The organism is Streptomyces liangshanensis, assembly GCF_011694815.1.
Classification (GTDB): domain Bacteria; phylum Actinomycetota; class Actinomycetes; order Streptomycetales; family Streptomycetaceae; genus Streptomyces; species Streptomyces liangshanensis.
In genome coordinates this window covers 6,700,145-6,722,643 of sequence record NZ_CP050177.1, presented here as the reverse complement: position 1 = coordinate 6,722,643, position 22,499 = coordinate 6,700,145, and the positions used below count along the sequence as shown (strand labels likewise).

16 protein-coding genes are annotated in these 22,499 nt (G+C 75.2%); 6 read left to right on the top strand and 10 right to left on the bottom strand.

The window, feature by feature from the left end:
* Positions 1-3: 3 nt before the first annotated feature.
* The 4 genes from HA039_RS29180 to HA039_RS29165 form a co-directional block, all read right to left on the bottom strand.
* Complete coding sequence (locus HA039_RS29180; protein WP_167034331.1) at positions 4-5,460, bottom strand: hypothetical protein; 5,457 nt, start codon at positions 5,458-5,460, stop codon at positions 4-6.
* An 89-nt stretch (positions 5,461-5,549) separates the two neighbouring features.
* On the bottom strand, positions 5,550-6,461 hold the full coding sequence (locus HA039_RS29175) for a hypothetical protein (RefSeq protein ID WP_167034329.1): 912 nt from the start codon (positions 6,459-6,461) through the stop codon (positions 5,550-5,552).
* Positions 6,462-6,777: 316 nt separating this feature from the next.
* Positions 6,778-8,325, bottom strand: coding sequence for a hypothetical protein (locus tag HA039_RS29170; RefSeq protein ID WP_167034327.1), 1,548 nt, complete (start codon positions 8,323-8,325; stop codon positions 6,778-6,780).
* A gap of 155 nt (positions 8,326-8,480) precedes the next feature.
* Positions 8,481-9,194 carry a GntR family transcriptional regulator gene (locus tag HA039_RS29165; protein WP_167037775.1) on the bottom strand — a complete coding sequence of 238 codons (714 nt, stop codon included), beginning with the start codon at positions 9,192-9,194 and terminating at the stop codon, positions 8,481-8,483.
* Between the two features lie 132 nt (positions 9,195-9,326).
* On the opposite strand from HA039_RS29165, the gene HA039_RS29160 reads away from it, so the two are divergent.
* From HA039_RS29160 to HA039_RS29145, 4 genes are read left to right on the top strand one after another with little or no spacing between them, the layout of a single operon-like run.
* The gene (locus HA039_RS29160) at positions 9,327-10,604 is read left to right on the top strand and encodes an MFS transporter (RefSeq protein WP_167034325.1); all 1,278 of its coding nucleotides are present in this window, start codon (positions 9,327-9,329) and stop codon (positions 10,602-10,604) included.
* A gap of 33 nt (positions 10,605-10,637) precedes the next feature.
* A complete protein-coding gene (locus HA039_RS29155) occupies positions 10,638-11,402 on the top strand; it encodes a LamB/YcsF family protein (RefSeq protein WP_167034323.1) in 765 nt (254 codons plus the stop codon).
* Positions 11,399-12,067, top strand: a complete 669-nt coding sequence (pxpB, locus tag HA039_RS29150; RefSeq protein WP_167034321.1) for a 5-oxoprolinase subunit PxpB — start codon at positions 11,399-11,401, stop codon at positions 12,065-12,067. Before HA039_RS29155 ends, pxpB begins: the two co-directional genes overlap by 4 nt.
* Positions 12,064-12,936, top strand: coding sequence for a 5-oxoprolinase subunit C family protein (locus HA039_RS29145; RefSeq protein WP_167034319.1), 873 nt, complete (start codon positions 12,064-12,066; stop codon positions 12,934-12,936). The genes pxpB and HA039_RS29145 overlap by 4 nt, the downstream gene beginning before the upstream one ends.
* Before the next feature lie 79 nt (positions 12,937-13,015).
* On the opposite strand, the gene HA039_RS29140 is transcribed toward HA039_RS29145, so the two are convergent.
* The 5 genes from HA039_RS29140 to HA039_RS29120 all read right to left on the bottom strand — a co-directional run bounded on the left by HA039_RS29140 (position 13,016) and on the right by HA039_RS29120 (position 18,766).
* Entirely contained in the window at positions 13,016-13,924 is a 909-nt protein-coding gene (locus HA039_RS29140; protein WP_167037773.1) for an SGNH/GDSL hydrolase family protein, read from the bottom strand.
* A gap of 236 nt (positions 13,925-14,160) precedes the next feature.
* Positions 14,161-15,399: a glycosyltransferase gene (locus HA039_RS29135; protein WP_243869792.1), complete on the bottom strand. Its 1,239-nt coding sequence runs from the start codon at positions 15,397-15,399 to the stop codon at positions 14,161-14,163.
* Positions 15,396-16,514, bottom strand: coding sequence for a glycosyltransferase family 4 protein (locus tag HA039_RS29130; RefSeq protein WP_167034317.1), 1,119 nt, complete (start codon positions 16,512-16,514; stop codon positions 15,396-15,398). The genes HA039_RS29135 and HA039_RS29130 overlap by 4 nt, the downstream gene beginning before the upstream one ends.
* 212 nt (positions 16,515-16,726) lie before the next feature.
* A complete protein-coding gene (locus tag HA039_RS29125) occupies positions 16,727-18,145 on the bottom strand; it encodes a HEAT repeat domain-containing protein (protein ID WP_167034315.1) in 1,419 nt (472 codons plus the stop codon).
* Positions 18,146-18,373: 228 nt separating this feature from the next.
* The gene (locus HA039_RS29120) at positions 18,374-18,766 is read right to left on the bottom strand and encodes an ankyrin repeat domain-containing protein (RefSeq protein ID WP_167034313.1); all 393 of its coding nucleotides are present in this window, start codon (positions 18,764-18,766) and stop codon (positions 18,374-18,376) included.
* A 238-nt stretch (positions 18,767-19,004) separates the two neighbouring features.
* On the opposite strand from HA039_RS29120, the gene HA039_RS29115 reads away from it, so the two are divergent.
* Together HA039_RS29115 and HA039_RS29110 are read left to right on the top strand one after the other, a co-directional pair.
* Entirely contained in the window at positions 19,005-19,199 is a 195-nt protein-coding gene (locus HA039_RS29115; protein WP_161307554.1) for a hypothetical protein, read from the top strand.
* A gap of 42 nt (positions 19,200-19,241) precedes the next feature.
* Positions 19,242-20,795, top strand: coding sequence for a hypothetical protein (locus HA039_RS29110; protein WP_167034311.1), 1,554 nt, complete (start codon positions 19,242-19,244; stop codon positions 20,793-20,795).
* 195 nt (positions 20,796-20,990) lie between these two features.
* Here HA039_RS29110 and HA039_RS29105 read toward each other — a convergent pair whose 3' ends face one another.
* The gene (locus HA039_RS29105; protein ID WP_167034309.1) at positions 20,991-22,484 is read right to left on the bottom strand and encodes an SCO1417 family PLP biosynthesis transcription factor; all 1,494 of its coding nucleotides are present in this window, start codon (positions 22,482-22,484) and stop codon (positions 20,991-20,993) included.
* Positions 22,485-22,499 lie beyond the last annotated feature (15 nt).

The window sequence follows — 22,499 nt, the reverse complement described above, 5'->3', positions numbered from 1 at the left end:
CGGCTATCGGCCTGGGGAGTCCGCTCCTTCGGTGGCGGCGGCTTCCTGACTTCGTTTGAACATGCGGGTCGCGGTGATCTCACCGTGCACCGTCTCGCCGTCCGGATCCTGCTTGGGCAGACCGGGGCGGAGGTGTTCCTCCACGCTGATGTACTTCAGCCCGGCGCGGAGGTCCGCGTCGTTGCGCAGCCGGATGACGAGGGGGAACTCGGCGAGCGCCGTCGTGTCGAAGAGGCCCGTCGTGTAGAGGAGTTGCACCCCGAGGGCGTCCGACACCGCGCGCTGGAGCTCCAGCAGGTACGTGGCGTTGGCGCGGCCGATCGGGTTGTCGAGGAAGAGCGTGCCCGCGTGGCGGTGCTTGTCGCGGCCCCGGTCGTTGCTGCGCAGCGCCGCCATCGTGCAGTAGAGGGCGATCGCCGCGGTGAGCAGCTGGCCGCCGGAGAAGACGTCCCCCATCTGCCCGACGGGGACGCGCTCGGCGCGCAGCACGGCGTCCGGCTTGAGGATCTCGACGGCGATGCCCTTGGGCTGGAGCGCCGCCTGGACGCCGCGCAGGAGGAGGGACATGCCGTCCCTGCGGAGGTCCGAGTTCTTCTTGAGGGCTGCGCGGGTCGCCTCGTCCACGACCTCGCCGAGCCGCTCGGTGAGGGTCGTGCGGTCCGGCTCCTCGAAGCGGATGCGGAGGAACTCCTGCCCGGACCACTCCCCCAGGCCCTCCGGCAGCCGGGAGAGCCGCTGGGCGGAGCGGAGTGTGGTCAGGGCGGACTCCACCAGGCCGCGCAGCCGGTCGACGATGGACTCGCGGTTGCGCTCCAACTGCGCCAGCTCGTCCGTCAGGACGCGGAGCCGGGGGGCGAAGGCCGCCGCCCAGCGTTCGGCGTGCTCCGGCAGGGCGGACGCGGGCAGCTCCCGGATCTGCTGGCGGGCGGGGGTCCTGACCTGTTCGTAGCGGGTGGAGTTGGCGTGCCGTACGAGCACGTCGCAGGTCTCGCGGAGGGCGGCGTCCGCCGTGGACAGGTCCTGGGCGCAGCCGCGCAGCGAGCGGCGGGCCTCGGCGGCGGCCTGCCTGGCCTCCTCCAGGCTGCCGGGGTACGGCTCCGGGGGCTGCGCCGTCTCGTCGGCGGCGGTGTCGTCGGTGAGCGCGCCGCGCAGCAGGTCGCGCAGGAGGGCGCTCGTCTCGTCGAAGCCGCCCGCCGCGTCCTCGGCGGCGCGGTGGGCGTGGAGCAGTTCGCCGTGGGCGGCGCGGGCGGTGTCCAACGCGTCGGTGCGCAGGGCCTGTTCGGTGGTGGCCGTACGGAGCATGCTCTGCGCCTGCTCGACGTCGGCGGGGACGAGGTCCTCGGGCAGCTCGGTGTGCGCGCCGCCCTCTCCCTCGGCGGGGGCGAGGCGTTCGGCCTCGCCGCGCAGGCGGCCGAGCTGTTCGCTGGCGGTCGTGGCGCGGGTCTCCAGCATCTGGACGAGTGACTCGGCGCGGGCGGCGGCGGCCTGGCGGGACGGGCCGTCGGCGCCGTCGGTGGATTCGAGGAGCTGGCCGGCGCGGGTGCGGACCTTGTTGGTGAGCCGGTCCAGCTCCGCGAGGGCGGCGCTCTCGTCGCTCTCGGCGCGGGACTGTTCGGCGCGGAGGTCGGCGCCGACGCCGACCTTCTCGTACAGCTGGGAGGCGGCGCGGTAGGCCTCGCGCAGGGCGGGCAGCGCGACGCGGGGGGCGTCGGGGTCGGGCTCCGGGAGAGTTTCGGGCGCGCCGGCGATCTCGGCGCGTTCGGCGCGCAGGGCGCGGGCGGTGCGGCGGGCGTCGTCGGCGGCGCGCTGGGCGGCGCGGCGGTCCTCGTCCGAGGCGCGGGCGCGCTCCAGGCAGGCGGCGGCCCTGGCCTCGGACTCGGTGGCGTCGTCGGCCAGTTCGCGGAGCTTCGCCTGCCAGGCGGCGCGCTCGCGGAGGCGGAAGGCGAGGCCGGCGAGGGCGTCGGCGACGCGGCGGGCGCGCTGGGCGGTCTCCTGCCGTTCCTCGCGGACGCGGGCGGTGTCGGCGGCGGCCTCGTCCGCCTCGGCCCGTACCGTACGGGCTTCGGCGAGCACGGCCTCGGCCGTCACGGCGGCCCGCCGGGCGGTCTCGGCTGCCTCGGCCAGCTCGGCGAGCATGCCGGGCGGGCAGTCGGCGCGCCAGGAACCGAGGCGCGCGGCGAGGGCGCGGTCGCCGGCCAGGCGGGCGGCGAGCTTCTTGATGTCCTCGTCGCGGACGGTGGCGCGGGCGCGGAGTGCCTGGCGTTCCTCGTCGGCGGCGTGTTCGTCGTGCATGGCCGGGTTGGGCGGTACGAGGAACACCCCGCCCTCGTCCAGGCCGGCCGCGCCGGGGCCGGGGACGGGCGCGAGCAGCGCGGCGGCCGTCCCGACAGCGACGGCGGAGCGGGGCAGCAGGGCGGCGCCGGCCAGGACGTCGCGGGCGCGGGCGTGCGAGGCGGGGTCGGTGATCACGACGCCGTCGACCAGCTCGGGGCGGGCGGCGAGGACGGCGGCGTGGTCGGCGGGGTCGACGGCCTGGGCGAGGTAGCGCCAGCCGGGGAGGGCGGGGATGCCGTGCTCGCCCAGGTACTCGACCGTGGACAGGACGTCGGGCCCGGGCGGCAGGAGGCCGCCGTCGCCGAGCGCGCCGAGGATGCGGGAGTCGTCGGCGGCGACCGTGCGCAGGTCGAAGAGGCGGCGCTCGGCGGAGGCGACGTTCTGGTCGAGCAGCTCACGCAGGTCGTCGGCGTACCGGTCCAACTCGGCGGGGCTGAGGGGGCCTTCGGCGGCGCGGCGGGGGGTGGGGGCGGGGGCGGGGCGCCGGCGGGTGGGGTCGTCGGCGTCGGCCCGCTGGTGGGGGTCGCGGGTCCCGGCGGGGGTGGTGGTGTCGGGTGTGTCGGTGGCCACGCGGCCGTCGCGGGATCGGGCGTGCGGGCCGGCGTCCGACGTGTCGTGGGAGACGGCGCCGCCCGCCGGGCCGCCGTGGCCGTCCTGTCCGACGAGGCGACGCCCGTCCGGGACGGGGAGCGCGGGGTCTTCGGGGGTTGCGCCGGAGGGCGTTGCGGGGCGGTTGGATCGGCCGCCCGACAAGTTGTCCGCGTCGGACGCAGAACCGGTGCGGCCGGCGCCGAGCGCCGGCGTCCGGCCCGGGGCGGTCGCAACGCCCTCGCCGGGGGCCCCGGCCGGGCGGTCGCCCGTCCGACCGCCCTTCTCCGTCGCCGTACCCGGCGAACCGTCCGGGGCTCCGCCCAGTGTCGCCGAGGAACGGCCGTGGGCTGCCGGACCGGTCGCACCCGGTGCCCCGGCCGGGCGGTTGCCCGATCGGTCGTCGGCGCCGGAAGCCGTACCGGGACCTGTGCCGGACACCGACGCGGAGCCCGGAGCGGCCGCGACGCCGTCGCCGGAGGACGCAACCGAGCCTGTGGCGGTCGTCGTCCCCGGTTGGCTTCGGGGTGACTGCGAGGCCTCGCCCCGTGTGGTGTCCTCGGACGTCCCGTCCGGAGTGCCGTTCGCCGGGGTGGGGACCTTGGCGGTGACCGTCGTGGGGCGGGCCGAGCGTTCGTGGCCGGCGGGGGACGTCCTCGACGTGCGGGGGGCCGGGACTCCGGGCTGGGGGGCCGGGGGGAGGCTGAGCAGTTCCGCGAGGCGTTCGTCCTGGGCGATCGACTCCGCCGCGCGGCGCTCCGCGTCGTACGCGTGCTCGGCCGCCAGGGCCGCGTCGGCGGCGCGGGCCGCGGTCAGTTCGGCGCGGGACTCCTCCGCCGCCGTCTCCCGCGCCCGCTCGGCCGCCGCGCGCGCCGCCTCGCGCGCGCCGTCCCACGCTGCCACCGCCGACTTCTCCGCGTCGGTCGCGGCGAGCGCCGCGCGGGCCGGGTCCGCGTCCGGCGCGGTGTTGTCGAGCCAGCCGGCCCGTACCGCCTCCGTCGTCTCCTGCTCGACCTCGGCCAGCCGCTGGCGCAGGTGGCCGATCTCGCTGCGGGCGCGCTGCGCCTCGGTCGCGGCGGACGTCGCGTCGCGGTGCGCGGCCTCGCCGGTCTCCTGGAGGACCGCGGAGCGCTCCTCCTCCTCGTTCGCGAGGCGTTCGCCGTCCCCGGCGGCGGCGTGCAGGGCGCGGACGAGGTCACCCGCGGCCGTGGCGCGCGCGGCCAGCGCGGGGGCCGCGTCCCGCTCGGCCTCGCGGATCGCGACGGCGACGCGCGCCGCGCGGTCGGCGGCGGCGCGGTGCCGCAGGACGGCCTCGGCGGCCTGCCAGGCGGAGTGGAGCGTACGGGCCTCGGTCAGTTCGCGGCGCTGGGCGGCGGCGCGCTTCTCGGCGACGGCGAGGGCCAGGGAGGCGTGCCGGTAGGCCAGTTCGGCGGCGATGAGCGCGCTGCGGCCCCGGGCCTCCTCGGCGCCGGTGACGGTGTGGGCGGCGGCGGTGACGCGCTGGGCCAGTTCGGCGGCCCGGTCGCGCTCCTCGCCCGAGCGGGCCGCGATCCGCCGTACCAGCGTGCGGGCCCGGCGCTCGGCGGCCGTGTGGATGTCCCGGGCCCTGGCGCGTGTCCCGGTGGTCTCGACGATACGGCCGAGCAGATCGACGGACCCTGCGGTGAAGTCGCGCTCCGCGGTCAGTTCGGCGCGGCGGCCCAGTTTGTTGCCGAAGCCGCCGACCAGGTCGGCGAGGCCGTCCGTGTCGCGGGTGTCGGTGACGGCGCGCAGCAGCAGGTCGGTGAAGTCGGAGTCCTTCTTGACGGCGAAGAGGCCGGCCGCCTCGCCCTCGTCGGCGTTCATCTCCCGCTGGTAGCGGAACAGTTCGGGGTCGAGTCCGAGATCCCCGAGGTGTTCGTTCCAGCGGTCGTGGATCTCCTCCCAGTGGACGTCGAGGTGCGGGTAGAACTTGCCGGCCTCGGTGATCGCGTCCCGGAAGCCCTTCATCGTGCGGCGCCTGCCCCGCGCCCCGGAGGCGCCTTCGGTGGGCGGCCGGACGGAGGTGGCCTCGGCGACCGGGAGGGAGTCCAGGCTGAGCCCGGGGCCCGGCCGGAAGGAGTACCAGCCCTCGGTGAACTTCCGCGGGTCGTTGGAGACCTGGCGTCCGCGCCACTCACTGGCCTTGCCGACCACGACCAGTTCGCCGGTCAGGACGTGCTGCCACTCCAGGGCGACATGGCCGCAGTCGTCGGCGAGGAGGAACTTGCGCAGAACGCCGGAGCTGGCCCCGCCGAGGGTGTTGCGGTGTCCCGGCAGCATCACCGAGAAGATCAGCTTGAGCAGGACGGACTTACCGCCGCCGTTCTCCAGGAAGAGCACGCCGGCGGGGGCGGGCCGGCGGGGCGGCCCGACGGGCTCCTCCTCGAAGAACTCCGCCTGCGCGGGCGCGGGGTGCGGCACGGGCGCGCCCACTCCGCGCAGGTCGAGCACGGTGTCGGCGTAGCGCGCACCGGCAGGCCCGATGGAGTAGAGGCGGACCCGGGACAGCTCGTACATGGCGGCGGACTCTCGTCTGGTGAACGGTGCAGGCGTGGGGGGTGCGGCGGCGGGCGGACGGTCGGGCGGGTGGTCGGGCGGCGAGTCGGTCAGGAGTGGAAGGGCAGGCCCGCGTCCGCGACCAGGTCGAGGTCGTCCCCGTCGCGTGGCGGCAGCAGGGTGGCCGAGCCGTCGGTGACCGGGACGACGCCCAGCTCCAGCAGCTCCGTCATGGCCGCGTGGCCGGCCATGTCCCGTACCTGGAGCTGGTAGCGGGCGGTGGTGCGGTACGCGCCTCCGGCGTCGTCACCGGTGCGCTGGAGGAAGCCCGACTCGGTGAGGAAGGCGACCGCCTTGCCGACGATGCCGGTGGTGGAACCGGCCAGCCGCCGGGCGTCCTTGGTGGCGCCGGTGGCGCTGCGCCGTGCGTAGATCCGCCAGGCGGCCTCCAGGCCGGGGGCGTCGGTGGACGGGTCGGTGTTCTCGCCGTCCTCCTCGGCGCGCTCCTCCAGGCGGCGGCAGGCCTGGCGGACGAATCCGTCGACCCCGTTGACCGTGATCCGCCCGATGTAGCCGTCGTCGGCGAGGTCCTCGGGCCGGGGGAACGACATGGCGGCGACGGCCAGATGGGCGAGGCCGTGGAGGAAACGGTCGGCGGAGTCGGTGGCGGCGCGGCGCGCGTAGTCGCCCATACGGACGGCGAAGACGGAGTCCTCGGCGGCGGTGACGGCCATGCCCGCGCGCGCGGAGACCTCCAGGACGACGAGCCCGAGGCCGGTGGCGACGGCGTCGGCGACCCGGGCGAAGGCGGTGTCCTCGCGGTAGCGGCGGAGCAGTTCGCCGTACTCCGCGTCGCGGGCGGGGAGCAGCTTGGGCTGGAGGCCGAAGGAGACGAGCCGGGCGGCGTCGGCCGCGTCGGCGGGCGTGACCGCGCCGCTCGCCGCCGGTGCGGCGCGCTCGGCCGTCTCGGCGCCGGCGGACTCGCCCCACGCGGCGGAGTGCTCTGCGTGGTGGTCGCTCACGGGGACTGCTCCTTGCGGTGGGGGGTGACGGTGTGGCGGACGACTGTGCGGTGGGGGACGACTGTGACGAGAACGACCCGGTGCCCCGGCCGGGCACGGCCACCGGCCCGCGGCCGGACGTTGGCCGCTCTTCCCGCTCCGAGAAGACCTGCTCGGAGGACCCCTGCTCGGAGGACTCCCGCTTCGAAGACCGTGTCGGTACGGCTCCGATCCGCCCCGCCCGTCGCCCGGCGGGGCCGCGTGCGCGATTCACCGCGGCGGCGGGTGCGGTCTCCGGGGCGTATCGTCCGCGCCGCCGCCAGCCGCGCCGCCGGATTCACGCCGCCTCCGTGCGCGCCGCCGACATGCCTGCCGCGTCCAGGAGCGCCGTACCCACGATCAGGTCGGCACCGCCGAACTCCTGGTCGTGCAGCGGGGTGCCGTCGTCCACGGCGAACAGCAGGCGCTCCTCGCCCTGGCGGTAGGCCGTGCCGACCGGCGGGCTGGCCGCGTGGATGGCCAGCAGGGCCACCAGGTAGGGCAGTTCGCGGTCGCCGCCGAGGCGGGCCTCGGCGAGGAGGCCCGAGAGGCGGCGCGGGGCGTCCGGTTCCAGCGTGAGCAGTTCCATGGCGCGCGCCAACTGCTCGTCGCTGAACCGGCTGTCGTCCGGTGTCGCGATGAGGTCGGGCTCGGGCATCTCCGCGCCCAGGTGCTCGCGCTCGACCGGGGGCGTCAGCAGGAGGTCGATCAGGTCGCCGACCCGGACGGACGACGGGGTGCGCAGACCGGTGCCGCGGGCGAAGAACGCGTCCGTCACGCGCGTCGCCCGCTCCACCGGCAGCGGCAGCAGCGGGGCGACCAGCTGGCCGTACAGGTCGAGGCCCGTGCGGGCGGACGGTCCGGCGAACGCCTGGCGGTCCTGCTCGGCCCGGAACAGCGGACCGGCCTCCAGCAGCCGGGACTGGAGCTGGGTGTGCCGCCGGATGCAGTCCTTGACGATGTCGACCAGCTCGGCGGCGCGCCGCTTGTGCTCGGCCGTCTTCGGGTCGGTGCCCGTCTCGGCCTCGTCGCGGGCCTTGCGGATGTTGGTGAGGATCGCGTTCTCGTGGCGGTACCGGTCCGCGACGTGGTCGAGCGCCTCGTCGATCATGTCCGGGACGGCGTTGAGCCAGTCGACCGCCCGGACGTTGCGCCGCGTCGCCTCCAGCGTCCGCCGCAGCGTCTCCGCGTACTGCACCGTGCGGTACCTGGCCTGTTCGGCGGCGAGCTGCGCGTCCGCGAGGCGGCCGCGGTTGATCAGGACCTCCAGCTTGACCTCGGCGGCGATCTGGGCGCTGGTGACGTCCGTGTCGAGGGCGCCCACCAGCACGTTGACCGCCTCGTCCGTCGTACGGAGGTAGACGCTGCCGCCGTGCCCGGGGACCTCCTCGATGAGCTTGAAGTCGTAGTCCCTGCGCGTGTAGACGCCGTCCGTGCCGAACGTCCCGTACACCGCCCGGAAACCGCGGTCCACGCTGCCGACGTTGATCAGGTTCTCCAGCACCCAGCGTGCGACCCGCTCGTGCTCGGCGGCCGGGCGGCGGGGGGCCTGCGCGGCGACGCGCGGCAGCAGCCTGGCGACGATCTGCTCGTGGTCGGCGCCGGTGTCGAAGTCCATGTTGAGCGTGACGAGATCGATCGCGGAGAGCGCGACCTCGGCCATCGCGTACGTCGAGTACTCCCCCGCCAGGTTGGCCTTCCGGGTGTCCAGATCATGCAAGGGCGCGGTGCACGCGAGCGCGCGCAGCCGCCGCGCCAGCCCTTCGTCGGCGGCCGGGCCCTGTGCGGGCCGCGGCCCCGCGTTGAGCTGGGGCGGAACGAATTCCGGCGAGGCAGGCGAAGTCACGTTGCACAGATTAGATCCTCGGACTGACAACGGTCGAAACGGCGCAGAAGCGACCGGCGCGGTGGCCGGTCCCTGTCGTACCGTCGTACCGTCACCGCGTCGCCGACCCGTCGTCGCGGCCCGGGCACGCCCGTCACGCGCCGCCCCCCGGGCGTCTACGGCCGTGCCTGTGCCACCTGGTGGGCGTACCGCTTCACGAGTTGTTCGCGCGAGTCGTCGAGATACGCGGCGAGCAGCCGCTCCGCCCGGTCCCGGTCACCGGCCCCGAGCGCGTCCAGCAGCGCGCGGTTGCGGACCAGGTACGGCTGGTGCAGGCCGCGCGGATCGTCCATCACGTGGAAGGCGAGGCGCAGTTCGGCCAGGACCCCGCGCATCAGTTCATCGGTGCGCGCGCTGCCGGCCAGGGCGACCAGTTCGCGGTGGAAGTGGATGTTGGCCGTGGCGACGCCGGTCCAGGTCCCGTCCTCGGCCGCCTGTTCGCCCGCGCCGACGGCCGCCTCCAGGCCGTCGAGTGGGTACGGCGGGTCACCGAGCCCGCGCACGACCGCGCATTCGACGAGGCGGCGGGTGCGGTAGATGTCCTCGACGTCCTCGACCGCGAGCACCCGGACGAAGACCCCGCGGTTCAGCTCATGGACGAGGAGCCTTTCGTGGGTGAGCAGCCGGAACGCCTCGCGCAGCGTGTTGCGCGAGATGCCGAGCGCCCCGCCGATAGCCTCCTCGGAGAGCCGCTCCCCCGGCCGGAAGTATCCCTCCGCGACACGGTTGCGCAGGATGTCCGCGACGCGTTCGGCCGTACTCGTACGGCCCAGCAGTGTCCGGTCGTCGGCCAGTTCACCCACGGGTGTTCCTCCCCCTGTCCTTGTCAGGCGTCCATCGTAGGAGCAATGGGCCGGAACGAGAACGAAACCACGAGACTCTTGTCGGATCGTTCAACAATCCCTAGCCTGGAGTCAGCTCAAGGTCCCGGCACTCTCTCCCTCCTCCCCTATGAGGTGCAGATGAGCACGACCCAAGCACGCCTGACCAAGGACGGACTTCCCGAGGACACCGGCACGTTCGCCTGGTTCCGCGCCCTCGGCCCGCAGGGGCGCCGCGCGTTCGGCGGCGCGTTCGGCGGATACGGCCTGGATTCCTACGACTTCTTCACCCTGCCCCTCAGCATGGTGGCGATCGCCGCCTACTTCGGGCTCGACAGCGGCCAGACCGGCCTCCTCACCACCGTGACCCTGGTGGTCTCGGCCGTCGGCGGAGCCCTGGCGGGCATCCTGGCCGACCGCATCGGCCGGGTGAGGGCACTGATGATCACCGTGGGGACCTACGCGGTCTTCACCGTCCTGTGCGGCTTCGCGACCGACTACGAGACGCTGCTGGTCTTCCGCGCCCTCCAGGGCCTCGGCTTCGGCGGCGAGTGGGCGGTCGGCGCGATCCTGGTCGCCGAGTACGCGAGCGGCAAGCACCGGGGCCGGACGCTCGGCGCGGTCCAGAGCGCCTGGGCGGCGGGCTGGGCGCTCGCCGTGATCGTCTACACGCTGGTGTTCCAGTTCCTCGACGCCGACACCGCCTGGCGGGTCATGTTCTGGACGGGCGCGCTGCCGGCGCTGCTGATCATCTACGTACGGCGCAACGTCGAGGACGCCCCCGAGGCCGCCCGGCAGCGCCGCGAGAGCGCCGGGAAGGGCAACTTCACCACGATCTTCCGTACGGGCCTGTTCCGTACGACGCTCTTCGCGACGCTCATGTCCGCCGGGGTGCAAGGGGGGTACTACACCCTCGCCACCTGGGTGCCCACGTACCTCAAGACCGAGCGCGGGCTCAGCGTGGTCGGCACCGGCGGGTACCTCGCGTTCCTGATCTCCGGGGCCTTCGCGGGCTATCTGACGGGGGGCTACCTCACCGACCGGCTGGGCCGGAAGAAGAACATCGCGATCTTCGCCGTGCTGTCCGCGCTCGCCATCCTGGTGTACGTCAACATCCCCGGCTCGGCGGACGGCCTGCTGCTCGTCCTCGGATTCCCGCTCGGCTTCTGCATGTCGGCCATCTTCAGCGGATTCGGCTCGTTCCTCAGCGAGCTGTACCCCACCGCCGTGCGCGGTACGGGGCAGGGTTTCACGTACAACACCGGGCGCGCCGTCGGCGCTTTCTTCCCCACCCTCGTCGGTTTCCTGGCCACCAGCTGGGGTGTCGGTGGCGCCCTGGTCTTCGGGGCCGTCGGTTACGGTCTCGCGGTACTCGCGCTGCTCGGCCTGCCGGAGACCCGGGGGCGCGAACTGCTGTGAAGCACGGACCTGTGACAACCGGAAGGTGACTCCATGACCTGGGCGTCCATCGATCTCAACGCCGACCTGGGCGAGGGCTTCGGCCGCTGGCGGCTGACCGACGACGAGCGGTTGCTGTCCGTCGTCACCAGCGCCAACGTGGCCTGCGGCTTCCACGCCGGGGACGCGGCCACCATGCGGCGGGTCTGCGCGTGGGCCGTCGAGCGGGGGGTACGGATCGGCGCCCAGGTCTCCTACCGGGATCTGGCCGGCTTCGGGCGGCGGTCGATGGACGTGCCGTCGGACGAGCTGACCGCCGAGATCGCCTACCAGATCGGCGCGTTGGAGGTCTTCGCGAAGGCGGCCGGGGCGCGGGTCGCGTACGTGAAGCCGCACGGCGCGCTCTACAACCGGGTCGTGCACGACGCGGAGCAGGCGGAGGCTGTGGTGGAGGGCGTGAAACTCACCGGCGAGCGGCTGCCGTTGCTCGGGCTGCCGGGCTCGCGGCTGCTCGACCTGGCGGAGAAGGCCGGACTGCCCGTCATCACCGAGGCGTTCGCGGACCGCGCGTACACCCCGGAAGGCACGCTGGTGCCCCGCGACCAGGAGGGCGCGGTGATCACCGACGCCGCGGCCGTGGTCGAACGGTCCGTGTCCATGGCCCGGTTCGGCGTGGTGACCTCGCGGTGCGGCCGGTCGGTGAACGTCCGCGCGCGCTCGCTGTGCCTGCACGGGGACACGCCGGGCGCCGTCGACCTGGCCCTGCGCGTGCGGAGCCAGCTGGAGGCGGCGGGGGTCCGGGTGGAGGCGTTCGTATGACCGCGACGGCGCGTGCGTACCGGGGCACGGCTCTGCCGGTCGGCGACCGGGCGCTGCTCGTGGAGCTGGCCGACGGCGAGGAGACCGCCGCCTTCCACGCGGAGTTGCTGCGCCGGCGCGCCGCCGGGACCCTCCCGGCCGTACGGGAGATCGTGCCGGCCGCGCGCACGGTGCTGCTGGACGGGCTGGCCGACCCGGCCGGTTTCGCGGCCGCGCTGCGTACGTGGGAGCTGCCCCCTCCCGGCTCGTCGCGCACGGACGCCGTCAGCCTGCCGGTCCGCTACGACGGGCCCGACCTGGCGGAGGTCGCGGCGCGGTGGGGGGTGTCGGAGGAGGAGGTGGTACGGATCCACACGGCGGCCGAGTTCCGCGTCGCCTTCTGCGGGTTCGCGCCCGGCTTCGGCTACCTCACCGGGCTCGGCGAGCGGTACGCCGTCCCCCGCAGGGCCACGCCCCGGACGGCCGTCCCGGCGGGCTCGGTCGGCCTCGCGGGGCCGTACACCGGGGTGTATCCGCGCTCCTCGCCCGGGGGTTGGCAGCTGATCGGGACAACGGACGCCGTGTTGTGGGACGTGTCACGCGATCCTGCCGCCCTGCTCTCGCCGGGGACGCGCGTGCGCTTCACGGCCGTGGCGGGGGACGGACACGAAGGCAAGGACCGATGACGGACCGGGCGCTGACCGTCCTGCGGGCGGGGGCTCTGACCACGGTGCAGGATCTCGGGCGGTACGGCCAGGCGCACCTGGGCGTGCCCCGCTCGGGGGCGCTGGACCCGCCCGCGCTGCGGCTGGGCAACCGGCTGGTGGGCAATCCGGAGGGGGCGGCGGCGCTGGAGACCACGCTCAACGGCTGTACGGTACGGCCGCGCCACACGGTCGAGGTGGCCGTGACGGGCGCGCCGTGCGGGGTGGCCGTGGCGGGCCGCCCGGTGGCCTGGGGGCAGTCGGTACGGGTCCCGGCGGGGGCGGTGCTCGACGTCGGGCCCGCGGTGTCCGGGGTCCGGAGCTATCTGGCGATCGGGGGCGGGGTGGCGGTGGAGCCCGTGCTCGGGAGCCGGTCCACGGACCTCCTTTCGGGGCTAGGCCCCGCGCCCTTGCGGGACGGAACGGTCCTGGCGCTGGGCCCCCGGGGGCGTCCGGCGCCCCCGGCCGACGCGGTGCCGGCACCGGCTCCGCCCGCCGAACTGGCGTTGCGGGTACGGCTGGGGCCGCGCGACTCCTGGTTCACGGCGGCGGCGCTGCGGACGTTCGCGTCCGCCGTGTACCGGGTGTCCTCGGCGAGCAACCGCATCGGCCTGCGCACGGAGGGGCCCGCGCTGGACCGCGCGGTGACCGGCGAACTGCCCAGCGAGGGCATGGTGCTCGGCGCGGTCCAAGTACCACCGGACGGGCTGCCGCTGGTGTTCCTCGCCGACCATCCAACGACCGGCGGCTATCCGGTGGTCGCGGTCGTACGAGAGGCAGACCTCGCGACGGCGGCGCAGGCGGTCCCGGGCACACCGGTCCGCTTCGTCGTGGTGGGGCGGGGCAGGTAGTCCGGCGGGGGCCGAGCCGGGCCCGTACCGGACGAGGCAGCCGCCCGGTCGAGCCGGAATCGCCCGCGTCCGGTCCCGGTCAGTCCCCCGTTCCCGCGAGGGACGGGCCTGATGGTCGGGTGCCGAGGGCGGTGAGGGCGGTGGACAGGGCGTGTTCGGCGTGGAGGTCGAGGCGGGCGGTGGTGCCTCGTGCCCAGTGCCGTACCTCGTCGCCGGCCAGGCGCAGCAGTTCGGGCAGCAGGTCCTGGCAGCGCCGTACCACCCAGCCGGTGCCGGCGGTGGCGAGCCAGGCCAGTGCGGCGGTACGGGTCGGGGGCGGCCGGTCCGCCTCCAGGGACGGGGCCGGGCCGAGGGCGAGGCCGCGGGCGGCGAGGAGGTCGTGGAAGCGGGCGGCGGTCATCCGGTGGCCGCGCTCGCCCGGGTGCAGCCGGTCGGCGCTCCAGAGGGTCCGGTCGGCGACCCAGGCGGCGTCCGCCATGTGCAGGTGGACGGCGCCGTGGCGCTCGGACAGGGCGTGCACGACGGCGTTGACGGCGCGCTGGCGCCGGGCGAGCGGGCGGGCCAGCGGCGCGGGCAGGCCCAGCATCGTGCCGGGGTCGGGGAGGCAGGCGGTGAGCAGGACGGCGCCCTGGGCGGCGAGCGCGCGGCAGACGCGGTCGAGGCGGCCGGCGAGGTCCTGGATGTCGAAGGCGCAGCGCAGGGTGTCGTTGACGCCGACGAGGACGGAGGCGAGGTCGGGGGCGAAGTCGAGGGCGGCGGGCAGTTGGTCCTCCTCGACGTCGCGGGTGAGAGCCCCGCTGACGGCGAAGTTGCGGAACTCGCCGCCGCCCTCCGGGCCGAGTCCGCCGCCGAGCAGCGCGGCCCATCCCCGCCAGCCCCCGTCCACGGGGTCACCGATCCCGGCGGTGAGGGAGTCCCCGAGCGCGGCGAACCGAACCGCGCGGAGGGCCGCGCCGGGGCGGGCAGCGGGGGCCGGGCCCCCGGGCAGGATCCCCGGCGCCGTCCGGCCCACCGGGGGCGGGACCACTGTGCCGGGGAGCGGGCCGACGCCCCCCGTAACCACGACGCCCGCCGTACCCACGACAGCCGCCGTACTCACGACACCCGCCGCGCCCACGGCGCCCCCCGCCCCCTCGAACACCGTCGTGACCACCACGGGCCGCGCAGGGGCCGCGGAACGCACCGCGGCCTCCGAGGCCTCCCGGGCGGCGGCCCCCGCGCCGTTCACCGCGGCGCCCCGTCCGGGTGGCGGAGCGTGGGCGGGGTCGGCGCCGGGTCCGGCAGGCGGGCCGGGGGGACGAGGGCCCGCGCCTCGTGGGCCGCGAGGAACGCCGCCACCGAGCGGTCCCAGCCGAACAGCTCGGCCCGCGTCCGCGCCGCCGTCCGGCGTTCCGCCTCGGGGCGGGCCAGCAGGGCCTGTACGGCGTCGGCGAAGGCCGCCCCCGTGTCCGCCGCCGACCTGCCCGCGTCCCCGATGACCTCCGGCAGCGCGGACGACGCGCTCGCGACGACGGGCGTGCCGCAGGCCAGGGCCTCCAGGGCCGAGAGCCCGAACGTCTCGGCGGGCCCCGGCGCCAGGCAGATGTCCGCCGCCGCCTGGAGGTCGGCCATGGCCGCGCGGTCCCGTACGTGGCCGAGGAACAGCGCCGGCAGCCGCTGCGCCTGCGCCCTGCGGACCAGGCCGGCCCGCAGCGGGCCCTCGCCCGCCACGACCAGGACCACCCGCACGCCGCGCGCCTTCAGCTCCGCCAGCGCGTCCAGCGCCGTGCCGGGGCGCTTCTCCACGGACAGCCGGGAGCCGAGGAGCAGCAGGACGTCCGCACCGCGCGCGTACCGTTCGCGCAGCGCCGGGTCCCGTCGCTCCGGCCGGCACCGCGCCAGGTCGACCCCGAGCGGCGCCCGCACCACGTTGCGCGCGCCGATGCGCAAGAACTCGCGCTCCGCCCACTCCGTGGTGCAGACGATCCGGGAGTACGCCCACGCGCTGCGCAGGTTGAGCCGGTCGGCCGTCCGGCCCGCGGCCGCCCCGGGCACGCCCCAGGTCCGCAGGACCCCGTCGGCGGTCTCGTGGGAGACCATCACGGACGGCACGCGGTGGCGGCGGGCCCACTCGCCGGTCCAGCGCAGGGTGGTCCTGTCGGACACCTCCAGGCGGTCGGGGCGGATCTGTTCGAGCACCTCCCGCAGCCGCCGCCGGGCGGTCAGGACGCGGTAGCCGCCGGTGCCGGGCAGGACCGGGCCCGGCAGGGTGATGACCCGACCCTGGGAGGTGTGCTCGTCGGTCTCCCGCTCCCCCGGCACGATCAGTACCGGTTCGTGCCCGGCCGCGAGGTAGCCGCTGCCCAGTTCCTGGAGCGCGGTGCGCAGGCCGCCGGAGGCGGGCGTGACGAAGTTGGCCAGTCGTACGATGCGCAGTCCGCCGCCTCCTACAGAGGCGGGCGGGAAGACCGGGGCGGTGTTCACGCGACCACCGCCGTGCGGGCGCCGAGGACGGCCGCGTAGTGGTCGATCAGCTGGTCCCCGACGACGGCCCAGGTGCGGCCCTCGACGGTCGCCCGGGCCACGCGTCCGTAGGAGGCGCGCAGTGCCGGGGCGTGGGCGAGGTCCTCGACGGCCCGGGTGACGGCGTCGGTGTCGAGGGGCGTCACGAGCGTTCCCGTGCGGCCGTGGTCGACGAGGTCGAGCGGGCCGCCCGCCGCGGGCGCGATCACCGGCACCCCGCTGGCCATGGCCTCCTGCACGGTCTGGCAGAACGTTTCGTACGGGCCGGTGTGCGCGAAGACGTCGAAGGACGCGAAGGTCCTGGCGAGTTCCTCGCCGGTGGTACGGCCCAGGAAGAGCGCCCCGGGCAGCGCGGCCCGCAGGGACGTCTCGCTGGGGCCGTCCCCGACGATCACGACCCGGACGCCGGGCAGCGCGCAGACGCCCGCGAGGAGTTCCACGTGCTTCTCGGGCGCGAGGCGGCCCACGTACCCGACGATCAGCTCGCCGTTCGGCGCGAGCCGCTTCCGCAGCGTCTCGTCCCGCAGCTCCGGCCGGAACCGTACGGTGTCCACCCCGCGCGGCCACAGGCTGACCCGGGGGATGTCGTGGGCGGCGAGGTCGCGGACGGCGGCGCTGGAGGGCGCGAGGGTCAGGTCGGCGGCGGTGTGGACGGCGCGGATGCGCCGCCAGGCGGCGGCCTCGCCGGCGCCGACGTAGGTCCTGGCGTAGCCGGCCAGGTCGGTCTGGTAGACGGCGACGGCGGGGACGCCGAGCCGGGTGGCGGCCGACATGCCGCGCACGCCGAGCACGAAGGGGCCCGCCAGGTGGACCATGTCGGCGCGGTGCGCGGCGATCGTCGCGGCCACCCGCCGGCTGGGGAGGGCCACCCGGACCTGCGGGTAGCCGGGGAGCGGGAGTGAGGGCACGCGGACCACGGGGCACGGTGCGTCGATCTCGTCGTCACCGGCGACGGCCGGGGCGATGACGAGCGGTTCGTGACCGCGGGCGGCGAGGTGCCGGGCGGTCTGGAGGGCGCAGTGGGCCACGCCGTTGACGTCGGGCGGGAAGGACTCGGTGACAATGACGACACGCATGCTCGTGTTGTCGTCCTGCAGGACGTGTCCCTGCCAACGTGGATCTTTCCGCCCGACGAACGCCCCATGAGCATTGGACTCCGGGGCGTCCGGAGGGCTCCGCGGCCTCGGACGCCGTACCCGAACACGCACGGAACGGACATCTCGCGGTGCGGTCGGGCCGCCGGACGCTCACGCCCCTGAGGTCACCCCGGGGTCATGAGCGTCCGGTGTCACAGAGCGGCGGCGTCGGGGCCGATCCTGCTCCGTACGGCGGTCTGCACCTCGGCCTCCTCGGCCGGGTCCGCGGCCAGCCTCCGCAGCCGCTCCGCCACCCGTACGTCGGCGGTCTCGGCGTGCAGCGCCGCGACCTCCCTGGTGGTCTCCTCGCAGTCCCACAGGCATTCGACGGCGAATCCGGTGGCGTACGAGGGGTCGGTGGCCGCCAGCGCCCTGGCGGCGCGTCCGCGCAGCTGGGAGGAGGCGGTCTCGCGGTAGACGTGTCGCAGGACGGGCGCCGCGCAGGCGATGCCGAGGCGTCCCGCGCCGTCGACGAGCGTCCAGAGCAGGGGCGCGTCGGGCCCCTCCGACCGTACGGTCTCGCGCAGCGCGCCCAGCACGAGCGGGGCGTCCTGCGGGCCGCCCCGGCCGGCGAGCACCCCCGCGGCGGAGGCGCCGAGCGGATCGGGCCGGTGGACCCAGCCCCGGGCCCGGTCGACGGCGTCCTCGCCGCACATCCGCTCGAACGCGGCGACAGCGGCCTCGGAGACCGTGCGGTCCGCGCTCGACGCGGCGGCCTCGATCAGGTCGAGGACCACGGGGTCGCGGGCCTCGGCGAGGTAGTGGAGCGACGCGCAGCGGGCCGCGTCGGGGCCGCCTCGCGCGGCCTCGACGATCGCCGGCCGGTCGTCGGGGCCCGCGACCGCCGTGAGGCAGCGCGCGGCGGGCACGTGGAGCGGCGTGCCGCGGTCGAGCGCCTGTTGCGCCCAGTCGAAGACGGCCTGGACGCTCCAGCCCGGTCGTGGTCCGCTCGGCCGCATCTGGCGCTGCCAGCGGTCGAACGAGCCCTGTTCGCCGGCGGCCCTGATGCGGCCGCCGACCGTGGCGCGTGGATCGTCGGCCCAGAGCCGCCAGGGGCGGGGCTCGAAGGCGTCCCGTACGGCGGAGGCCAGCTCGGCCTCCCCCTCCGGGGTGGCGGGGAAGCGGGCAAGCACGGGGAGCGCGAGGGAGCGCAGTCCCGTGTCGTCGTCGCGCAGCGCCAGCTCGTCCAGGGCCCAGGCCCAGTTGGAGCCGGTCGCCGCGTAGCGCCTGAGGAGGTCGAGGGCGTCGCGCCTGCCGTAGGAGGCGAGGTGCCCCAGTACGGCGAGGGAGAGCCCGGTCCTGGACTCCTCGGTGTCGAAGTGGTCCTCTGCCCGGAAGAGATGGTGGTCGATGGCGTCAAGACCGCCGTGGAGATCCAGGAAGAGGCGTGCGTAGTACAGCGAGCGGTTCTCGACCTGCCAGTCGTGGCGCGGGTCGTTCAGCACGCAGTGGTTGAGGGCGGCGAGCGCTTCCGCGCGGGGCGCGGCGAGCGCGTGCAGCGTGCCGTCGCCGCGGCCCCTCTGCAACAGGCCGAGCAGCGTGCCGCTCGGCGCTATGACTGGATCGAACATGGGGAAAGCCTCACTCAAGCTGTCGACGCAACCGGGGGGTATGGATACCTAGGCCGCGCGGCAACATGTTCGGCCGACCGTCGTCTGTCGCTTGGTGTGGACCATCTTCCTCTGCCTCTCGTCGGGGACCCGTGTGGGCTCGACGTCATGATGACCCAGCCATTTCGCCTCCGCGACCACATTTCGCCTCCGGTCCGTTGCCGGGCCCGTCCCAGGGACCGCCGGACCTCACGCGGCCCCGAACAGCTCCAGGAGCTCCGTCTTCCCGAACATCCGCGCCGTATCCACGGCGGAGGGGGTGCCGCCCGCCGGGTCGGCGCCGCCGGCCAGCAGGGCGCGGATCACCGCGTCCTCGCCCTTGAAGACGGCGCCGGCGAGCGGGGTCTGGCCGCGGTCGTTGGGCCGGTCCGGGTCCGCGCCACGCGCGAGGAGGAGTTCCACGGCGGGGGCGTGCCCGTGATAGGCGGCGAGCATGACGAGGGAGTCGCCCCGGTCGTTGGAGAGGTCCGGCGACACTCCGGCGTCCACGAACGCGGCGAGAGCGTCGCTCTCACCCCGCCGGGCGTGCCCGAAGATCCTGGTCGCCAGCTCCACCACCGCCGGGTCGTGGGCCTCGCTCATCGGTGAACCGCCTTTCACGCCGTTGACCTGGGGGGACGGCGTACGCAGCCGTCCGGGTGAACGAAAGGGTACTGCTCAGCGGCAAGGTCGGGCGGTCCGCCACCCGGGCGGGGTCCCGATGTCGGCCAGTGCAGTGAAATACCAAATATTTCACTCATTTGCACCTTTTGTCGCATAGATACTTTCGGTGATCCTGGAAGAACTCATGGTGACTGTCCCCTCAACCAGGAGAATCCTCATGATCCTGTCCATCTCAGGTGTCGTGCTGCTCGGAATCATCGTCTTCCTCTTCTTCAGGAAGGACGGGCTCAAGGCGTCCCACGCGTTCGTGAGCGCCCTCTTCGGTTTCTACCTCGCGGGCACCGCCATCGCTCCGAGCATCACGGCCGGCGGCGCCAGCCTCGCCGGTCTGCTGGGCGGGATCAAGTTCTGACCTCCGCCCCTTCCCTTCCCGCATCCCCCACAGGAGACAGACGTGGCCCGGCGACCGCTCCCCCGCATTCTCAGCAGCGGCAGTGCCCAGCTCGCTCGCAGCCGCGAGATGGCCCGCACGGCCGCCGACGGCGCCACGGACGTTCTCCATCCGCTGATCACGATCACCCGTGGTCTGCGGGTGCTGGCCGCCGCGGGGCGGCAGAAGTGGGCCGGCACCCCCAAGGAGCGGCGCGGTCCCGCGCTGTTCCTGGTGGCGGCCTGCGGCCTGGTGGTCGCGCTCATCCCGTACGGGCCGCTGCTGGCCCTCATCTCGGTGATGGCCGCGGCCGCCTGGAAGGGCCGGGACCGCACGCCGGCGCGGACCGGGCCCGACGAGGCGGAGACGGAACGGCTCCGGTCCCTCTACGAGGCGCTGGTGCCCTACTTCTCCGTGCCGGAGGACCCGAGTCCGCTCTTCTCCCACGGCGGGGAGTGGGAGGGGGCGTTCGACGAGTACGCGTTCGACGGTGACGGACGGCTCACCAGGCTGCGGATGAAGTACCCCCCGTACTTCACCGACGGTGAGCCGGCCGCCCGCACCCGCATCGAGCAGCTCCTGCACGCCAAGTCGGGGCGCGGGCGGGAGTACCTCTTCGACTGGGACGAGGAGGGCAACCAGCTGGTGATGACCGTCCTCGCGGCCCTCCCCACCGCCATCGCCGCGCAGCGCTTCGTCACCGTCCCCGGTGAGACGGTGCTCGGCTTCACCGACGACGACGCGGTGCAGCGCACCGTGCCGGTCCTGGCGGGGGACGAGACCCACGACGCGCCCCCGGTGGTGTGGCGTACGGGACCGCGTTCCACCGAGCCGCACCTGCTGGTGGCCGGCCAGCCGGGCAGCGGTGCCACGACCCTGCTGCGGTCCCTCGCGCTCCAGGCCCTCCAGCACGGCGACGTCCTGATCGTGGAGGGCAGCGGGACGGGCGAGTTCGCGTTCCTCTCGGGGCGGCGGGGGGTGCTGGCGGTGGAGTCCTCGCTGTCCGGCGCGCTGTCCAGCCTCGAATGGGCGGCCCACGAGACGGAGCGGCGGCTGATCTCCGCCAACCGGGCACGGCAGTCCGGGCATCCCACGCCCGACGACGTGAAGTGCCCGCTGTGGATCTTCGTGGACCGGCCGGGGGTGTTCGCGCAGCTGGCGGCGGCGGGCGGGCGGCCCGATCCGCAGGAGCACCTCCAGATCCCGCTGCGGCACGGGCGGGCCGCGGGGGTGACGGTGGTCGTCGCGGAGCAGCTGGACGGCCTGGAGGCGCTGGGTGAGGCGGTACGGTCGCACACCCGCGCCCGGGTCGTCCTCGGTCCGGTGACGGCCGCGCGGGTGGAGGCGGTGCTCGGGGCGCCGCCGCACACGACGCCCACGCCGGAGGTCCCGCCGGGGCGGGGGTACGCGCGGCTGGGTACGGGGCCGGTGCTCCGGCTCCAGGTGCCGGCGACGCCGGACCCGTACGACGACGCGACGAGTGAAGGGCATCGGCGGGCGGTGCTGGAGTTGCTGCCGGAGGCGTTGACGTCTCCCGCCGCCGAGCGTGTTCCGGAGCGCGTGGCGGCGGAGGGCTGAGGTATCACGACCGGGTGCGGCCCGGTGGGCCTGTGTCCTCAATCGCCGGACGGGCTTGATTGGGTGCGGCCCGGTGGTACGGCGCCGAGTCGCGGGCTTTCGAGCCCGTCCGGCGATTGAGGACACCGCCCACCGGGCCGCGCCCGGCACACCCTGCCCGGTCCGCGGCCACCGAATCCCGCGCGCGGGAGCGCGCTATGCCACGAAGGACTTCGGGGTGTCCGTGCCCGCTCCGCCTCGTACCAGGGTGGCCGCCGCCGCGAGGCGGGTGGCCGCTTCCAGTGCCACCGGGCCCCCCACCGTGAACGGGAGGCGTACGTAGCCCTCGAAGGCGCCGTCGACGCCGAAGCGGGGGCCCGAGGGGACCCGTACCCCCACCCGTTCCCCCACCTCCGCCAGCCGCGAGCCCGACAGGCCCCCGGTCCTCGCCCACAGGGTCAGCCCGCCGCGCGGCACCTCGAACTCCCAGTCCGGGAGCAGCTCCCGCACCGCGGACACCATCGCGTCCCGGTTCCCCCGCGCCTGACCCCGCCGGAAGGCCACCGCGTCCTCCCACTCGCCGCTGCGCATCAGCCAGTTCACGGCGAGCTGCTCCAGCACCGGGGTGCCGAGGTCCGCGTACGCCCTGGCCGACACCAACGACCGGATGACCTCGGGCGCCGCCCGCACCCACCCGATGCTGAGCCCCGCCCAGAACGCCTTGCTCGCCGAGCCGACCGTCAGCACCGTGCTGCCCGCCGGGTCGAACCCGCAGACCGGCCGCGGCATCTCCAGGCCCTCGTCCAGGGGCAGTTCGACCATGGTCTCGTCCACGACGAGCACCGTGCCCGCCGAGCGCGCCGCGTCGACCAGCTGGCGCCGCTGGTCGTCGTCGGCCAGGGCCCCGGTCGGGTTGTGGAAGTCGGCCACGACGTACGCGATCCGGGGCGCCGCGTCCCGCATCACCTGACGCCAGCGCGGCAGGTCCCAGCCCGCCAGCCCCTCGGCCATCGCGACCGGCACCAGCCGGGCCCCCGCCTGGCGCATCAGCTGGAGGATGTTCGCGTACGACGGCGACTCGACCGCGATCCGCTCGCCCTGGCCCGCGAAGAGCTGGCAGATCGCGTCGATCGCGCCCATCGCGCCGGTGGTGATCATGATCTGTTCCGGCATGGTCGGGATGCCCCGGGCCGTGTACCGGTCGGCGACCGTCTGCCGCAGCGCCAGCAGCCCCGCCGGGTAGCGCCCGTGCGTGTGCGCGTACCGCGGCAGCTCCTCCAGGGCACCCTGGACGCCCCGGGTGAGCCACGGCTCGGGCGCGGGCAGCGCCGCCGTACCCAGGTCGATCATCGAGCCCAGCGCCTCGGGCGGCAGCGGTTCCAGTCCACGGGCCGGCAGTGGACTGCCCGCCGGGACCGCCGTCCAGCTGCCCGCGCCCCTGCGTGACTCCAGGAAGCCCTCGGCGCGCAGCGCCTCGTACGCGGCGGCCACCGTCGTACGGCTCACCGACAACGCGACGGCCAGCTCCCTTTCCGCGGGCAGCCGCGCGGCGACCGGCACCCGGCCCTCCAGGACCAGCAGCCGGATCCCCTCCGCGAGCGCCCGGTAGGCCGGGGGCCGGCGGCTGTTCGGCCCCGCGGGCCGTTCGTGCTGCGTCTTGAGCTGCCGGGCGAGCTGCGCCGCGCCGACCGCAGAGGTCCACTGCGCCATGAAAGTCAGTCCACC

What these genes read in the sequence shown, in the direction of transcription:
- HA039_RS29105 (WP_167034309.1), bottom strand. Translation starts at nt 22,484, where the DNA reads ATGGCGCAGTGGACCTCTGCGGTCGGCGCGGCGCAGCTCGCCCGGCAG.
- HA039_RS29130 (WP_167034317.1), bottom strand. Translation starts at nt 16,514, where the DNA reads ATGCGTGTCGTCATTGTCACCGAGTCCTTCCCGCCCGACGTCAACGGC.
- pxpB (WP_167034321.1), top strand. Translation starts at nt 11,399, where the DNA reads ATGACCGCGACGGCGCGTGCGTACCGGGGCACGGCTCTGCCGGTCGGC.
- HA039_RS29120 (WP_167034313.1), bottom strand. Translation starts at nt 18,766, where the DNA reads ATGAGCGAGGCCCACGACCCGGCGGTGGTGGAGCTGGCGACCAGGATC.
- HA039_RS29155 (WP_167034323.1), top strand. Translation starts at nt 10,638, where the DNA reads ATGACCTGGGCGTCCATCGATCTCAACGCCGACCTGGGCGAGGGCTTC.
- HA039_RS29180 (WP_167034331.1), bottom strand. Translation starts at nt 5,460, where the DNA reads ATGTACGAGCTGTCCCGGGTCCGCCTCTACTCCATCGGGCCTGCCGGT.
- HA039_RS29145 (WP_167034319.1), top strand. Translation starts at nt 12,064, where the DNA reads ATGACGGACCGGGCGCTGACCGTCCTGCGGGCGGGGGCTCTGACCACG.
- HA039_RS29160 (WP_167034325.1), top strand. Translation starts at nt 9,327, where the DNA reads ATGAGCACGACCCAAGCACGCCTGACCAAGGACGGACTTCCCGAGGAC.
- HA039_RS29115 (WP_161307554.1), top strand. Translation starts at nt 19,005, where the DNA reads ATGATCCTGTCCATCTCAGGTGTCGTGCTGCTCGGAATCATCGTCTTC.
- HA039_RS29125 (WP_167034315.1), bottom strand. Translation starts at nt 18,145, where the DNA reads ATGTTCGATCCAGTCATAGCGCCGAGCGGCACGCTGCTCGGCCTGTTG.